The organism is Thermoleptolyngbya sp. C42_A2020_037, from assembly GCF_015272455.1.
Classification (GTDB): domain Bacteria; phylum Cyanobacteriota; class Cyanobacteriia; order Elainellales; family Elainellaceae; genus Thermoleptolyngbya.
Genome location: NZ_JACYLP010000054.1, coordinates 16,634 through 32,926 on the forward strand (window position 1 = coordinate 16,634; position 16,293 = coordinate 32,926).

Consider the following 16,293-nt stretch of genomic DNA (forward strand, 5'->3'; position numbering starts at 1 on the left):
TTATAAACAGCCTGTGATGTAAACAGCCTGTGAAACAAAATGGCTCTGTAAAACAGAACGGTTATTCCTTAAAGCGCAGGGACGATAGACGAAGCACCTCTGGGCGCTAGGCAAGCTGATCCCATGCCTGCGACACGATATCGCTGAGCCAGCGCCGCAAATCGGTATCCAGCAGTCGATCGTCTGCCATGACCTCGGCAGTGAGATCTTCCAGCGTTTGTCCCTGCGATCGCGCGACGTAGATGACTCCGGCGATCGCCGCTGCCACCAGCTCATCGTCTACAGGCTGCTGGCGGAGGGCAACGACTTCTTGAGAACTACTCGGAATGGGATAATTCATAGTCAGGCAGAAATGCCCCAGGTAATCACAAGGCACGCTCTCAGGCTTGAGGTTCTCAGACTTGAGGTTCTCAGAGCTTAGAAGCTGGATGACGTGCAGCCTTAAATGGCAGGCAGGTCAAAAGGTAAAATGAGAAGTCTTAAACTTTCTTCAAGCGTTCTGATTGTATTGGTGAAGTGTAGCGCAATTTTCAATTCTGTCAACTCTGTCTCTTTAGTGATTCGCCCAGTGAACTTGCCCAGCGGACTCACCCAGTGAATTCGCCAGCCGTTACCAAAATCGTCGGATGAAAGATTCTTTGAGAGAGCTACTTTATCTAGAGGTGCCTACGCCTGACCTGGATGCTGTGCGTCGCTGGCTTCAGCAGCAGTTTCAGCCCACCGTCGGCAATATGATTGCGACCTCGGATGGGTTCCTGATTACGAACGAAACTGTTGCTAGAAGTGGTTCCAGTGGCAACTTGGGAGATGACTTCCTCGATGGGCCGGTGCTGTCTGGATTTGTCTGGTCTGTGCAGCGCACAACGTATCTTAAGGTATTTCGCTGGGGCGATCGCCCCTTTCCCAGCGAGGGGAACCTTTTACAGCAGTTGACCCAGGCGCTCCGGGCCCAGTTTCCCCAGCGCTACCCCGCGCCGCCTCAGGTTGACCTGTCTCATCAATCGATCTTTGAGGCCCTAGCGCCCCACTACCCCCAGACGGTGAAATATTTTCAGCGCATTCCGAATGGGGAGTATGACTTGAACCGGGTCTACTGGTGGGAGCAGCGCTGGCGAGAGAGCGTGCGAAATCCCCAGCAGCCCAAGCAGGTTGTGTTTGCGGTCGAAGCAGTCGAAGCGGTCGAAGATACAGGGACGCAACCTGCCTACGACCTGATTTACATTGGCGGAGCGCTGGGCATTATTCACGCGGCAGTGATGGCGCGACGCGGCTATCGGGTGCTGCTGATCGAGCGGCTGCCCTTTGGCCGGATGAACCGCGAGTGGAATATTTCGCGGGCCGAGTTTCAAAGCCTGATCGACCTGGAACTGTTCACACCTGCCGAGTTTGAGAGCGTAATTGCGCGGGAGTACATAGACGGCTTCAGCAAGTTCTTTGATGCCAACAATCCGCCCCAGGCAAAAGCGCCCGTGCTGCATACGCCGACGGTTTTGAATGTGGGCATTGATGCAGAAAAGCTGCTGAAAATCTGTGGCGACAAACTGCGGGCGGCGGGTGGCGAAATTTGGGACGAAACCGAGTTTGAGCGGGTGGACGTTGCGCCTGGTGGCGTGACGGTTTATGCAAAGCAGTTGCCAACGGGCACATCCCGCACGGCAACTGGGCGGCTGCTGGTAGACGCGATGGGCACAGCTTCCCCCATCGCGTGGCAACTGAATGGCGATCGCACGTTTGACAGCGTATGTCCCACGGTGGGCGCGGTGGTCGAGCGCGGCTTTGAACCAGGCGTATGGGATGCCCGCTACGGCGATGTGCTGTTTAGCCACGGCGACATTTCCCGCGGGCGACAGTTGATTTGGGAACTGTTTCCGGGGCGCGGGGAAGAACTGACCTTCTACCTGTTCCACTACCACCAAGTGCATCCCGACAACCCCGGCTCTCTGCTGGAAATGTACGAGGATTTCTTTACCATCTTGCCAGAGTATCGCCGCTGTGATTTAGATAAACTGACTTGGCGCAAGGCGACCTTTGGGTACATTCCAGGACATTTCAGCGGGATCAAGAGCGATCGCCGCGTGGCCTTCGACCGCCTGATTGCCATTGGCGATGCGGCATCGCTCCAGTCGCCGCTGGTGTTCACGGGCTTCGGATCGCTCGTGCGAAACTTGCCCCGGCTCACGGACTTGCTCGACACTGCGCTGCGCCATGATCTGCTGCAAGCCCACCATCTGGAGCAAATCCGCGCCTTCCAGAGCAACATCGCCGTCACCTGGCTCTTTTCCAAAGGCATGATGGTGCCCACAGGGAAATGGGTCGCGCCGCAGCGGGTCAACGCTATGCTCAATACCTTCTTTGGCATCCTGGCAGACGAAGATCCTGAGGTGAGCGATCGCTTTATTAAAGACCGCGCGGGCTGGGTGCCATTTAACCGCATGGCTCTCAAGGCAGCTCGCACCAATCCTGCCCTCCTGCTCTGGATTTGGGAATTGGCGGGCCCGGCAGACCTGCTGCGCTGGGTCGGCAGCTATCTCAGCTTCACGCTGGCTGCACTCCTAAGCTGGCTATTTCAATGGCTACCAGGGTTTGCCTGCCAGATCCAGCCCTGGCTAGAGCCGCGCTATCCGTCGCTGTGGCTGTGGCTGCTTTCCCGGAGCTACGCACTCACCTATGGGATGGGGCAACCCCTGCCACCCTCTGGCGCTGCGTCCTCATCCAGCGCCCTCCCACTTTCTCTTAAAACGCCAGCCGAGCCAGGGTCATAGCGAAACGGGTCTGCTCTCAAGTTTTCCTCCCCAGACTGATCGTTTTTTACCCTTAGGAGGGTACTCTTTTGCTTGCCAAGCTAAATCGAATGCAGTCCCAAACCCTTTGTGAGAGGGAAATTGCGTGACCTGCATTTGGTGTCTTGGCATTTTCAAAAGAAGTTTGAAACTAGTTCTGTCGTTGTCCCCTAAAGCCCAAAACAAGCTCTAATTGTGCAGCTTAGTTGTGCAATTGACTTGTGCAATTGGCTTGTGCAAGCTGCCCAAACAAGTTTGGAGGTTTCTGCGGCCACATTCCTTAACACTGTCGATTTGATATATTAAACTCTGATATCACTGATGTCTGGTGTTATTCATAACTGGCTTTAGAGATCTGTACTGATGCTCATTCGTGCCTGCATTGGCAAATTTTCGTGTTTTCCCTGTTGATTTTGCGCGGTTCAATTGTTAACACTGTGGTTTCTTGAGTTGTTTTCTAAGCTACCGCTTTGGGCTTGGGGTGTGGTCAAGGGCGATCGCCTAGCCAGCTTTTCTCAGCGCCCAGCGTGTTCCTGGAGTCGCCGTCAGCGTTTCCTAGAGCATGTGTCTCCCTCAGAGTGTTTCCCTGAATGGCTTCCCTCATCCGATTTCTCCACGGCAGCGTCTCTGTTCCTGTCGTCCTCGGCTTTAGGCGCAGTCAATCTCGTTTCGTGAATCCCAATGTTTATCTACCAACCCGTCCCAAAAGGAAGGTAAGAGGAAGGCAGCTATGTCAACCCGCAAATTCACCAGGGCCATCCACAGCGGCTTGAATCAGGTTCATCGTGCCGTCACCCAGCGCATCCAGCGAGGCATTCGGCGCAGTGTCCTCTGGCTATTTCACAACTGGCTCAGCCTAAATCGCGCTTCAGCCAAGGCGGGCTTTGTGTTGCCAACAACTATTTTGCTGTTGCTGGTGGTGCTGTTGACGGTTGGCTCGATTGGCTACCGCACCTACACGCGCACCGTGCAGACGATTGGGGAACGGCAGCAGCGCGTGGTTTACAACGCTGCCACGCCCACGATTGACCGTGCCAAGGCAAAGCTAGAGTACCTATTTGACCCCCGCCGCGACCCCCGCTTCCCCAGTGGTATTCCGTCGGAAACCTGGCTGCTGGGCATGATGCTCAACACAGGTACAACCGTTCCTGGAACGACCGTTACCGTCCCTCGCCATCCTTCCAGCCTGGCGAACCCGACCTTTGACCCCTACACACTGCCGGGTGAAACGCGCATTGACCTGGACGGAGACGGCATTGTAGACAACGCTTGGCGCTATCCCACCGACACCGATGGCGATGGCACCAATGATGCCACAGTTGCCTACTCGATTCTCTACAAGACCGACCTGGCCAATATTCAAGATACCAGCGACACCGCGATTCGCGGCAGCGGTACCAACGTGGGGCGGGCACGTCGCCAGGAGGTTCGCAATGGCCCGCTGAGCAACAACAGTTCTCAAAATAACGCCTGCTCTACCGGAGCCGTCGCTGCAACTGCTGATGGTGTGGGACGGGGCTGGCTACCGGATGGCAACAATACCTCCCTGCTGCGGAAAAACTTTCAGGTTGACGTATATGTCCAGCCCAATACGCCCAACCGACCTGTGGCAGCGCTGGAGTTTCAGCAAGACCGCACAGTGGAGCAGGGCAACAAGTGGGGAGCCTGGTTCCGCAACGACCTAGAAATCTTCCCTGGTCCTGCGTTTAACTGGAACGGCGCGATGCACTCCGAAGGCAACATCATTATTGGCAACGGTAGTTTCCGGAGCTACATGATTAGCTCTCGGTTTTCATGCCTCTACAGCGCCGATGCCTCAGAGGTGAGTACGGTGGAAACCAAAAACGCTGCGGGGCAAATCGATTTTCGGGGGCAATTTTTAGCTGCGAAACTAAACAACAACAGCAGCACTGCTGGAGACACCTCAACGTTTGAACTGTATGAGGGCTATGGGATTAACCCCAGCAACGCAAACCTCACCCCGGGGACGCACTCGGTCAACTTGGGATCAACTGCACCCGTAGACTACGCGCTAGACCCGGTTATCTTGCAGACGGAGGCCCGCTCCGCGTCACGGGGCTTAGCAAACCCCACGGCTTCTCGCCCTGGCTGGGCAGGCACAGCCCTCAACCGCAATGGTCAGGGACGACTGATTCAGCCGCCGCAAGAAAACCCGCCCTATGTGGACGATTCCTATCGCGCTGATGACCGCTATGGGCCCAAGCCAACCTACGGTGGACGCGAGGACGACCCAGCAACCTCAATTCCTGGGTTGATCGGAGATCAGATTCCAACTACCGAAACTCGACTCGTCGGCAATACGCCCGGGGTTGGGCAAGACGAAAGTGCGGTGGGTCTGGATGGCTATTGGGAACGCCGCGCTCGCAACGAGGGAATGCGGATTATCGTCGGCCAGCGACTAGAATTGGGGGATGCCGCAGGTTGGGGTGGCCCATTCCCAAACGATACAGCTAGTTTTGAACCCCTGAAGCCCTGGCCAGGTTGCATCGCGCAGAATGCAGGTCGTTGTAATGAAGCTCGACAGCGGCGATCGCTCTATGACAACCTTCCCGCAGTGCAGGGAGCCGCGATTTACCATCGGGCTGCGGCAGAGACCTCTGCTGATCGCGATCGCCCTGCGGCCTGTCTTGCCCTCACGGTTCATCCTGGCACAGCAGGCACGCTTGACCGCAGTGCCACCTTCGAGAACCTGGCCCTCAATCTTGAGTCCGGATTTTCAGCGCCGTATAACACCCCAGGTTCAGTCATTTCTGACTTTTTGCGAGGGCGTGGCACCAACGGCTGGGAATACAACCTCCCGCCTGCCAATGCATTCAGTGCGCTAAATACGCCGACCATGCTGGCGCTGCAAAACCTAGCCAACTTCGCAGGCGATCCACGCGGCGGCGCACCATCCTTCACGCCTGTTCAAGATCAGCAGGTTCACCCCTACCCCTGGTTCTCGATGTGGGGCGACTTCTCAATTCTGCGTCGAGTCATTGCTCGGATGGCGGCAGGTACGTCCTTCGCCAACCTTAGCCCGGCAGATAAGTCTACGCTGTATACCTCTGCCTGCACGATGGGGATGCTAGCCTATCAGCTTGACTATTTAGAAAAATTTGATCCGAATGCGGCGGGCGTGCCACTGGGGAATGCCTATGCAACTCAGGCAGACGAAGACACGGCCTTCACCAATCCAGCCTTGTCTGCCCAGTTCTACGCGGGGCTTCGGGGTGTTATTCGCGCCCTCGATCGCGGAGTCAGCCCCTTTGGCCCGCTTTCGGCAGCCAATAGCAACGACTTTATCATCATGGTGAAGGATCGAGGCAACCTCGACCGTCCGCGATCGCCCGAAACCGTCATTGCCCTGATGCAGCAGTGGCGCGATCAGATAGTTGCATCTGGAACGCCCTACAGCTTCCCCAATGGCGGTGGAACTCTGACGGCTGACCAGATGAACGACTACATCCGGCTGGCTCAACTGATCATCTCCAAAGAACAGGTGGCGCGCGATCGCCAGTGGGGCTTCTTTGGTTACGATAATCTGGGTGATGCGAACGTAGCCTATGCCACTCGGACACCGGCTACAGCCGTCCAGGTTGCAGGCTTCTACGGGGATGGCAAAACCTGCCGGCAGATGTGGGAGAACAGCGGGGTTGGCTCTGGTGATCCCATCAAGTATCTCTGTTCAAATCGTCCCTTCTACCCTGCACTTTATAACCTGTTTCCAGCACCGCGCGAGGAGCAGCCTGGTACAGGTGCCCATCCCGACGCAGCAGGGACACTGGCCAGCGGCGGGGGCAGAGCAGCCCGCGACCACGCCGACGCAGCAAACGATGCCTATCTATTAGCTCGCAACGCCAGCGTAATCTATCAGCCTGTACGCCCAGAAGCGGTGCGGCTGCTGCCTCGTCCGCCTGCAACTTGGGTGCTGCCCTTTGAGAACCTGACTGCGGCTCCTGCGGGCAGCACGGCTGAATCAACGCCGAACAACAACCGCGATACGCTGATTAAGGTCTGCATAACGGATAATTGCTCTCGCTACAGCTTGGGAGGCAATCCGACCAACGGCACTTTCCGCCGGGTTGGCTTCAAAGATGCTGCCCTGATGAACGGTCGTGAGCTGCTCAGCGTGCGCGTGCTAGATGTCAATCTGGATCTGCTGCGTCGTGCCGGGAACGGGTTGACGGGCGATCGCTGGCTTCCTGCTGCGGGAATTGTCTACGCTTTTCGTGAAGATGCGGTCTCGGAAGCAACCATTGTTCGTCCGTCCCCGGCTGATTGGCCAAGCTGCAACACTGAAGAAAGCCTCCGTACAGAAACCACTTGCCGGATGAATACAGGGGATGTGAGTGCTTTCGGATCAACTGACCCGCCATTAAATGAAAGCAACTTTGTAACACCTAAACCTGTGGACTATTACCCCGACCCCGATCGGCGTCCCAATGGGTTTCGTCTCAAAAACGGTTCTCGGCTCGATCGTCCTGGGGATAATGGGCGCGGCTTGTCCTTTATCTCCGACAACCCGGTTTACATCCAAGGCAACTTCAACCTGCATCAAAATGCTGCTGGAACTGAACTTCAGGAGTTTACGACCCTGTTGACTTATGACGGACAGCAGCGGTACGCCAACTTCCACAGCCGCACCTTGGCTCAAATTGATACCAACTTCGCCCGTGCAGGGGATCTGTGGCGGCCCAGCGAGGTTCTAGCAGACGCAATTACCATCCTGTCGGACAACTCCTGTGATGGCAGTATGCAGGATGTCTTCTTGACTGTTGGGGTTGCACAGACCGCAACCCTGGCTGATGCGCGTAATGGTGTAAGAGTAGGTGCGACCTCTGCCCGATATGGCTGCCAGGGAAATGGCGATCGTACTACTTACCTCAACTTCTCACGCCCTAGCGACGCAGGAAACGCATCTGCCCCTTTCCAGACAGGTACCACAGACCCTGCACCCAATACGCGAGATGTGGTTCGAGATCAAAACGGCAACCCAACTGCACGCTGGATGCGAACCAACTACGCAGACAGCATGTTTAGAACGTTGACAACAGCCACTTTGAAACCCCAGGAAGGAGATTCTCCGATTATCGTAGGACGTAACGGAGTACCTCGTCTTCCTCGAATAGCAGCTAGCAGCAACTCACGAAACTACACTGGAGCCTACTATCCGATTACGAGCGACCGTCCGCTGATTCCAGCCTTGCCAAATACGCGGGTAAACTCCATCATCATCAGCGGTCTGGTGCCCTCTCGTGCAAACCAGTCTTACGGAGGATTGCACAACTTCCCCCGGTTTAATGAAGACTGGACGAACAACTCGCCGCTATTCATTTCGGGTTCGCTGCTCCAGTTGAGCTTTAGTCAGCAAGCCACTGGCCCCTACGATCAGGATGCTTGGGAAGTTGGGACAGACCCAGTGGTCAATGAGGCAATTCGCTATTACGTACCGCCTCTGCGACGCTGGGGGTATGACGTGGGTCTACAGCTTGCGCCAGCCGGGCCAATCGCCCAGCGATTTGTCACCGTTCGCTCGATCCGCAGCGAGTTCTATAGCGAGCCGCCCGCTAACGACCCTTACATTCGGCAACTTTGTGGTGCGATTCAAGGCGCATTGCCCCCTACCAACCGTCGTTCTTGCCCTGCGTAATTGAGAGGTCAACCCCCTATGAAATTCTCAACTGCGAACTCTCCGACGCTCGACTCCAAAAAACCGACCGCAACAGTTCGCTGGTCTGCTAGAGCGCTGAGCAGGCGGGGTCGGCTAGCACAAGCAGCAGTTCCCTCGAACTGCTCCTCCGAATCGGGCGTGACGCTGCTGGAATGCCTGATAGGTGTTGCGGTGATTGCGATCACAGCAACCCTGATCTTACCGCCGCTGTTCATTGCGTCGGCATCGCGGGTGCAGAATCGTCGGGCTGAGCAAGCCTTCCAAATTGCCCAGGACGAAATCGATCGCATTCAAACTCTGGTCGCCAGTGGACAACACAATGCCACAAATCTGCCTGCCTCAGCGGGAGCATTTACAAACGGTGCAACCGTTGTCCCGCCAACAGGGGTTGCGGGTGTGCGGAAATGTGTCAATACGGGCTTGGCCAATCAATATACTGGCTCTGGGGTAGGTGCACTCCAGGCTATCCCGATAGATATTGACGGCATCACGGTGAACGGCGACCCCTGTGCGCCTGAGTTCTATATGCAGGTATTTCGCAGCGTCAGCCCTGGCGACACTGCTCCCGGCGGCACAAGGCAAAACAGCTTCATTCTGGGCGTTCGGGTTTATTCAGTCATTGCTCAGCCAAACTTTGGCAGCATGGTGACTCCGGTGCAGCCTGCGGCGCTCAACATCACCTCTGGCACGGGCAGTCAGCGGGTGCGTCCGCTGGTGGCGCTATATCCGCGCATGACCTGGAGCGATCAGGGGACGACGCTTTGCCAGCTTCATCAGCAGGGAGGGACTCCCTGCCCCTAACGATATCGAAATGAAACCTGAAACCGACCAGATTTGCTAGGCGTTCACAGCGAGCATTTATAACTAAGCCTAGACGCAGAGTTTAATCTCAGATTTTTGATTTCAGGTTATTTCAGATTATTCAAGGAAGATTGTCGAGGTCTCCTGGTTGAAGTTTCCTAAGTGTGTTCGTAGGCAGGATCGCTCGGCTGAAGTTGGACAACTTATGTGTCACGTTGGGGATGCTGGGTTAAAGGCAACCAAACGGTTTGAGAAGGGCAGCAACTATGGTAGGAACTGGAGCAAGAACTGTGATGGGCGACCGGCTGGTAGAACGAGTCAAGGAATTGCTGAGGCGGCGGCGAAGTCAGTCAACGTTTTCGACGGCGGGCTTTACCCTTACAGAACTGCTCATTGTCGCGATTATCAGCAGCATTATTATTTCTGGGCTGATGTATCTGGTGGTGGAGTTGCTGACCGCTGATCAGCGCGAGGCATCCCGCTCTGAAACCCAGCGAGAAATGCAGCAAGCGCTGGATTACATCGCTGCGGAACTGCGAGAGGCGACGTTTGTCTATCGGGGACGCTGTTTGGGCGCGGGTATCGCGGCCAATCCGGCTGCTGTGCCACCGGAGCCGGGCTGCCCTGGGCTGCAAAGTGCGCTAAATGCTGTGCTGCCGGCGAATAGCACCCCCGTTATCGGCTTCTGGAAGCAAGACCCCCTGCCCAATGCTCTACGGGAGCGCTGCCGTACTACTCAGGTGGCAGCAGGCAATTATCCGGTGCCTTGCGTGACGGGTAGTTCCTATTCTCTGATTGTGTATGCACTGACGACGAGCAACACAGGAATTTGGCGGGGGCGGGCGCGAATTGTGCGGTATGTGCTGCCAGAGTTTACAGGTTCGGGCGCGAACTGGAGTAAAACAGGGGGCTATACGGCTCCAGCCAGTGGCGCGTTTGCTTCGTGGCAGCCCGCTACTGGAGAAGCACTTGGGGGCAATTGGGCTGTTCTGGTGGATTTTGTGGACGATGGGCAGGCGGCGAATGCGTTGGGTGTACCTGCACCGAACTGTCCGACTGGATATAACATTTCTCCAGAAACGGCGGCTACAACCTACCGGGGCGGGCTGTATGCCTGTGTGACGAATGAAACGTTGACCAGCCAATTCCGAGACGTTTCGCTGTTTATTCGGGGGAATGCCTTCGGGCGACCAGGCATTAATTCAGACCGTGAGTTTACAACGACATTGCAAACGCGTGTGTTGGGTCGTGCGGTGCTGGAACGGAATCCGTCTGGTGCGGGGCCTTAGCGCAAGGTTTGTTCTGTTTTCTCAGTTCGGTTCAGTGTGAGCGGTATCCCAGTCTCAGGAGGCGCGTGATGAATTGGTTTTTGCAGCGGTCTTTTGGGCGATCGCCCTCAAGGTCTAATCAACCGGGTTGCCACGCAACAGCAGGGTTTACCCTGACTGAAGTGCTTGTAGTTGTGATTATGATTGCAGTCTTGGCGGCGATCGCTGCTCCGAGTTGGGTGGCCCTGCTGAATCGTCAGCGCCTGAGCAATGCCACCAACGACGTGCTGCAAGCGCTCCGACAGGCGCAGGATGAAGCCATTCGGACACGCTATCCCCAGCAGGTGACGCTGACTACAGGGGCTAACCCAACTATCAACGTGCTGAATGAAGTGCGAAGGGTTGGTCAGGGCAATGTGGGAATGCAGGTGACACCCACTGCTGCAACCACGATTACGTTTGGGGCCACAGGTGGCCCCATTACGGGCCCTCAGGACATTACACCTGCTGCCAACTTGCCCATTTCGATTGCGGTGACAGTGCCCGCGACTGGGGGAATACGGCGTTGTGTGGTAATTGAAACGCTATTGGGCGCAATGCGGACGGTCAATCAGGGCGAGAACGGCTGCTCTTAGTCGCTTTATTATCCCCTCATTCTGTGGGTTGCAGATAGATCTGGCTGAGGATAATCCGCAGGCGATCGTAGTCATCTTTTAAGATTTGGCTGAGGCTGCGGCCGGCTTGCACTAGCCAAGGGCGATCGCCCTTTCGCAGTTGGTAAATATCGCGGATGGCGGCGGCGATCAGCGCTTCGACGGGGGCATTGCTCACTTGCAGCAGCGTCCGCAAAAAGTCGAACTGTTCGCTGAAGTGGATGATTTCTGCGGGTGTGCAGGCATAGACCGCTTGGTGAATCTGGGGCGGGCGTGGCGGCAAATGCTGATAGACCGTCTCGCTGAGGCGGGTCTTGCCATTGCGACCGGAGGCGCGGGGACGAAAGCCAACAATCGCCGCTCGAAATTCCGTTTTTAGCATGGCGAAGATCTGCGGCTGCTGCTCGCGCAGGTCGGCGAGCGACAGGCCCAGCGCCCGCGCCCGGTGGACAGAATCGATGGGGCTGGTAGTGGCGTGATAGACCACCGCGTAGATTTGGTTGCCCGATTCTTCGTCGCTGGACTTGACCCAACTGCCGAAGGGCGGCATGACGGCAAAGTTCAGATCATCCGGTTCCAGGCATTGGGCCAAAAACTCCGTCGTGGCGGTTTCGATGACTTCGGCCAGGTAATCGGGCGATCGCGTTTGATTGGCAGCATCCGGCAGCGGCAGGCGCATCGGTCAACTATCCAGATTTCAAGCATGTGCGACAAGTCTGGACTTTTGCCCAGAATCTCTTTCATTCATACCGCAACTGGCGTACAAATGCACTTGATTTCGGTTGATTTTGTGCAGAATTTGGGTAAGGTTTCCATCACTTCTGCGCCACGGCTGCCCAGTTCTGAAACAACGACTGCAACAAATACTGCGCCTACTTCCCTTTTTTGCGGCCTGCTGTTGCGTCTACTAGCTCCAACTCCGACAGGCGAAAGGTAATGAGCTTGTCCCAGTTTCCGCCTTCAAACAGCACCGCTGCCTTGCCGTCGCTGATGCGCTGCACCAATCCCTGAAAGCCGTAGTAAGTGTCGTCTACATTCGTTACGCGAACCGCAGAACCCGGCAAAATCAGCATCGTAAAAAATCCCAATCTGAAGTTAACAATCTGATATTCAGGTTAAAGGATTCTGTCCCCAAACGCTGTTTGAAATCGTAATCGTTGCGATTAGGAAATCCTCAGGGCGATAGCTTGGCTTTGCCCCAGCGGTTGGTTTTGTACCAGTGGGCGATCGCCGGAACCCAGGCTTCAAAATGGGGCCAGACCAGTTCACAAAGCTGGCGAATTTCGAGTTGGGCATCGGCTTTGGAGCGCAGGTCGAGCAGATGACAGAGCGATCGCACGTTGAAGCTCATGACCCAGTGCTGGCGCGTGTCCATCGGCAGCAGCCCCGCAGCATGTTCTTCGGAATAGCCTGCATCTATCTTGCGGGCGTAGTGCTGGAGCATTTGGGTGGCCAGTTCCATGTCGGCCTGGCGATCGCCCTCGGTGTAGGTGTAGCGCTTGCCCTGGCGATCGCGGTACTCGCCCACCGGGCGAAAATACACGAGCGATTCCAGGACTTCTACGGTAGGATTTTGAGCAAATTCGCAAAACCGGACGCTAGTATAGCGGAGGCTTTGCACCGAAAAATGCACGCCGACGCGGTGGCGGGTAATCTGCTGCATCGTGCGATGATTGAACCCGATGACGTTCAGCGAAATTTGGGGTGCTTCAAAGGGACTCCAGTGACCGCGATCGCCCGCCAGGAGGTGCTTTACGGCATATTCCCCGGCTTTTTCTTCGTCGGGGGCAGGGTCGTCAATCGCTGGGCCCTCGCAAACGCATTGGTGAGCCGACCGCCAGATGAGGCGCTGGGGGTTGGGGGTTTGCTCCAGCAGATCGATCCGAAAGTATTTATCCATGAGCGCAGGTATGCTTGGTCAAAACTGCATTATAGGCGATCGCACCGGGCTGCTCAGGGGCGTTCCCCGTCAAGATTTAAGCTTTGATCTGGGTGCTGCTTGATTAACCCAAAAGATGGTTTTAGCCCTTTTAAGCTGAGTCCAAAGAATGATTCATCAAGGCTGTTCCCCAATGTCTGTGATCCTGAGAACATTCCCTTTGTATGGTCTAAGCCTATACCTTTAGACGGAACGATTTGAGATAAAACCTTTAGGGTGCTTTCTGCTTTCTGTTTAGAGTTTGTAACTATGTGTGTTTCCTCGAGATCAATCAGTTTTTTTCTAGGCAGTTTCCTGTGGCTGGGTGCGACATCTACAGGTGCGGCATCTACAGGTTTGGAATCACTAGGTTTGGAATCACCAGGTTTGGAATCACCAGACACGATATTCCTAGGTGCGACATCCACAGTGGTGCAAGTGCGCCCCATACAGCGCTCCATCCAAGCTCCGCAGCAAACCCCACAACAAATCGCGCAAGCCGAGGCAGGGGTCGCGGAGCTAAACCGGGGACTGCAACTGATTCAGGCGGGGCAGGTGGAAGGGGCGATCGCCGCCTTTCGGCAGGCAGTGCAGGTCAATCCACAATTGGCTCCCGCGCACTATAACTTGGGTCTGGCGCTGCGACAAACGGGACAGCTTCAAGCGTCGGCGGAGTCGTTCTATCGCGCTGCTCAGGCCGATCCTGGCTTTGCGCTGGCCTTTGCAAACCTGGGTGCGGCGCTGCTAGAAGGCAACAATCTCGACATTGCCAATCAGTATCTCCAGCGGGCGGTGCAGCTTGATCCAAATCTGGGGCTGGCGTATTACAACCTGGGACTGGTGCAGCGGCGACGGGGCAATGCAGCAGCAGCGATCGCTAGCTTTCAGCGGGCTGCCCAGCTTACCCCTACCGCGCCAGAACCGTCCTACTACCTGGGGCTGACGTATCAGGATCAGCAGCAGCTGGCGCTAGCAGCCCAGGCCTTTCAGCGAGCGATCGCTATCAACCCCCGCTATGCCGAAGCTTATTACAGCCTGGGTTCCGTCCTCATGCAGCAGGGCGACCTCGGCAGCGCCCTCAACGCCTTCCGCCGCTCGACCGATGCCAATGCTACCTACGCCAATGCCTACTATGGCGCAGGTCTAGTGTTTCTTCAGCAGCAAAACTATGCCGAAGCCCAGCGCGTCTTGCAGCACGCCCGCGATCTCTACAGTTCTCAGGGCAACGCCCAGTGGGCCAACAGCGCTGCCCAACTGCTTCAGCAGGTGCCGCGTTAGCAGGGGAGATTCTCGATTTTGGATTGGCGATTCAAGCTAAACGGTAAACAAAAGAGGCACAAACAAAAGAGGCAACTGCCTCAGAATTTGCAGCTACCTCTTCTGATGGGTGATTCAAAGTAATGGGTGGCTCAAAGAATTGAGCAAAGCTTAGAGCGAAGTATAGACAGGTTTCTAGCGGAAACTCATGATAGACAGGTTTCTAGCGGAAACTCATGTCTAAAGCTCACCCGCTAAAGCTCACTTGCTAAATCTTACTTGCTGGCCATGAACCCCTTGACTTGACGGAGGGCAGCTTGGCCAATGTTGTAAACCGCCCAGCTACCAGCAAGAATCACAGGCAACAGCACAATCAAAACACGCCAATCCATAGTCGATATCCTCCCCTATAAGTTTTGTGAAAGGCTCTCATCTTTGTTTTCTATTTTGCGATGAACTGACGCAGATTGCTAGGGTTTAGGCGAGGTTTTGATTGCGAAATGTTAAGAATTTCGACTATTCTTGAGTGCCCATTTGCTGCGTTTCAGTTCTGGATTGCCACTCCCTATGACCGGGCATCCCAAGCCGCAGCTGCATCATTGACTGCCTGATCGACCGATTTTTCGCCCAGCATAGCAGCTTGAAGCTGGTCGTAGATAATCTTTTGCAGCTCCTTGATATCCTCCATTCGGGGCAGCAGCACTTCGGCAGACTGCATCTGGCGGGCACTGACGGCGCGGGCAGTGTCGAGTGTAGAGGCAGATGTTTCAGCGGCAGTGCTGAAGTAGGGATCGGTCAGCGAGGTCGCCGTGGAAGGCAGCACGTTTGCAGCTTTGGCAAAGGCAAGCTGATTTTCGGGATTGGTGACGAACAGGGCAAACTTGACGGCAGCTTCGGGGACATCGGTGCTGCGGGGGATGACGAGGTTCATCACGGCGACGTTGGTTTTGCCCGTATCGCCGGTGATTTGGGGCGCAACAGCGGAGACTTGGGCGATCGCCGGTGCATTGGTTTCCACAGTCTTCAAAAACTGCGGGCCGGAGTTTAAGATGGCGATTTCACCGGCCTGATATAGCTCAATAGCACGGCGGTGTCCCTGGGTTAGCACTTCCTGGGGCAGCAGACCTTCTTTATATAAGTCCACCCAATACTGGAAGGCGGCGCGTCCTTCGGGCGTATTGAAGGCTGCCTTGCCGCTGTCGTCTACCAGCGTTACGCCCATCTGAATCAGGGATTGCAGGACTTCTGCTGAATCAGTCGGCACGAAGGTCACAAAGGTGGCGTACTTGCCTGTGCGCTCTCTGACTTGGCGAGCAACCTGGGCCAGTTCTGCAAAGTTTGCCGGGGGCTGCTGCACGCCGGCCTGATTAAGCAAATCCTGGTTGTAAATGGCGATGCTGGTGGTGAGATACCAGGGTAGCCCAAAGGTTTTGCCATCGAGCGTGTTTGCCTGCCAGATCTTGGGCAGATATTGCTGACGGGCTGTGGCGGGCACCTGTTCATCGAGCGCCATCCAGGCGTTGCGTCCGGCAAGCTGCGCCGCAAAGTCGGGGTTGAGGTTAACCACGTCGGGCGCAGTGCCTGCGGAAACGGCCGTTAGAATTTTGCTCTGCATGTCGCCCCAGGGCACGTCTACCCACTTGACCTTAACGCCGGGGTTTTCTTGCTCAAACCGGGCAATCAATTCATTGAAGTAGTCGGTGAACTGCGGCTGGAGCTGCATGGTCCAAAACTCGACTTCGGGCGATCGCGCGGTTGGCGGTGCGCCGGGGCTACAGCTAATGACCCAGGTCAAAACCAGTCCAAACAGGGTCATCAGGCTCAAAGATTTCCAGGGTTTTCGCCAGGGGTGTCGTAGGTACATGGTCATTCAGGGCAGTGGTTTAGAGCGGTTTTCGATTGCTGCATTGCTCACCCTATCGTAGATTGCGCTACCGTAGCA

General features: G+C 55.8%; 13 protein-coding genes. 6 read left to right on the forward strand and 7 right to left on the reverse strand.

What is annotated here, in order from left to right:
• Window positions 1-106 precede the first annotated feature (106 nt).
• On the reverse strand, window positions 107-340 hold the full coding sequence (locus tag IGS16_RS19240) for a hypothetical protein (RefSeq protein WP_068509692.1): 234 nt from the start codon (window positions 338-340) through the stop codon (window positions 107-109).
• 298 nt (window positions 341-638) lie between these two features.
• On the opposite strand from IGS16_RS19240, the gene IGS16_RS19245 reads away from it, so the two are divergent.
• The 5 genes from IGS16_RS19245 to IGS16_RS19265 all read left to right on the forward strand — a co-directional run bounded on the left by IGS16_RS19245 (window position 639) and on the right by IGS16_RS19265 (window position 11,158).
• A complete protein-coding gene (locus IGS16_RS19245) occupies window positions 639-2,762 on the forward strand; it encodes an NAD(P)/FAD-dependent oxidoreductase (protein ID WP_367185830.1) in 2,124 nt (707 codons plus the stop codon).
• 748 nt (window positions 2,763-3,510) lie between these two features.
• Complete coding sequence (hpsA, locus tag IGS16_RS19250) at window positions 3,511-8,433, forward strand: hormogonium polysaccharide biosynthesis protein HpsA (protein WP_297088237.1); 4,923 nt, start codon at window positions 3,511-3,513, stop codon at window positions 8,431-8,433.
• Between the two features lie 18 nt (window positions 8,434-8,451).
• Window positions 8,452-9,255 carry a type II secretion system protein gene (locus IGS16_RS19255; RefSeq protein ID WP_297088239.1) on the forward strand — a complete coding sequence of 268 codons (804 nt, stop codon included), beginning with the start codon at window positions 8,452-8,454 and terminating at the stop codon, window positions 9,253-9,255.
• A gap of 266 nt (window positions 9,256-9,521) precedes the next feature.
• Window positions 9,522-10,544, forward strand: coding sequence for a type II secretion system protein J (locus IGS16_RS19260; protein WP_297088241.1), 1,023 nt, complete (start codon window positions 9,522-9,524; stop codon window positions 10,542-10,544).
• Between the two features lie 68 nt (window positions 10,545-10,612).
• The gene (locus tag IGS16_RS19265; protein WP_297088243.1) at window positions 10,613-11,158 is read left to right on the forward strand and encodes a Tfp pilus assembly protein FimT/FimU; all 546 of its coding nucleotides are present in this window, start codon (window positions 10,613-10,615) and stop codon (window positions 11,156-11,158) included.
• A 16-nt stretch (window positions 11,159-11,174) separates the two neighbouring features.
• Here the strand turns inward: IGS16_RS19265 and IGS16_RS19270 are convergent, their stop codons facing one another.
• From IGS16_RS19270 to IGS16_RS19285, 4 genes are all read right to left on the reverse strand, one after another.
• Entirely contained in the window at window positions 11,175-11,855 is a 681-nt protein-coding gene (locus tag IGS16_RS19270) for an HAS-barrel domain-containing protein (RefSeq protein WP_297088245.1), read from the reverse strand.
• 193 nt (window positions 11,856-12,048) lie between these two features.
• Window positions 12,049-12,246, reverse strand: a complete 198-nt coding sequence (locus IGS16_RS19275) for an NAD(P)H dehydrogenase subunit NdhS (protein WP_068516242.1) — start codon at window positions 12,244-12,246, stop codon at window positions 12,049-12,051.
• A gap of 104 nt (window positions 12,247-12,350) precedes the next feature.
• Window positions 12,351-13,076 (reverse strand): FAD-dependent thymidylate synthase, encoded by a 726-nt coding sequence (gene thyX / locus IGS16_RS19280; protein WP_297088247.1) that lies wholly within the window; start codon window positions 13,074-13,076, stop codon window positions 12,351-12,353.
• Window positions 13,077-13,129: 53 nt separating this feature from the next.
• The gene (locus tag IGS16_RS19285) at window positions 13,130-13,498 is read right to left on the reverse strand and encodes a hypothetical protein (RefSeq protein WP_297088249.1); all 369 of its coding nucleotides are present in this window, start codon (window positions 13,496-13,498) and stop codon (window positions 13,130-13,132) included.
• Between the two features lie 55 nt (window positions 13,499-13,553).
• Between IGS16_RS19285 and IGS16_RS19290 the strand changes: the two genes are divergently transcribed.
• Window positions 13,554-14,372 carry a tetratricopeptide repeat protein gene (locus tag IGS16_RS19290; RefSeq protein WP_367185831.1) on the forward strand — a complete coding sequence of 273 codons (819 nt, stop codon included), beginning with the start codon at window positions 13,554-13,556 and terminating at the stop codon, window positions 14,370-14,372.
• Between the two features lie 254 nt (window positions 14,373-14,626).
• Here IGS16_RS19290 and IGS16_RS19295 read toward each other — a convergent pair whose 3' ends face one another.
• Both IGS16_RS19295 and IGS16_RS19300 read right to left on the reverse strand, forming a co-directional pair.
• Window positions 14,627-14,743, reverse strand: coding sequence for a photosystem II protein Y (locus IGS16_RS19295; RefSeq protein WP_068509668.1), 117 nt, complete (start codon window positions 14,741-14,743; stop codon window positions 14,627-14,629).
• Between the two features lie 173 nt (window positions 14,744-14,916).
• Window positions 14,917-16,215 (reverse strand): sugar ABC transporter substrate-binding protein, encoded by a 1,299-nt coding sequence (locus tag IGS16_RS19300; RefSeq protein WP_297088253.1) that lies wholly within the window; start codon window positions 16,213-16,215, stop codon window positions 14,917-14,919.
• Between the last annotated feature and the right edge of the window lie 78 nt (window positions 16,216-16,293).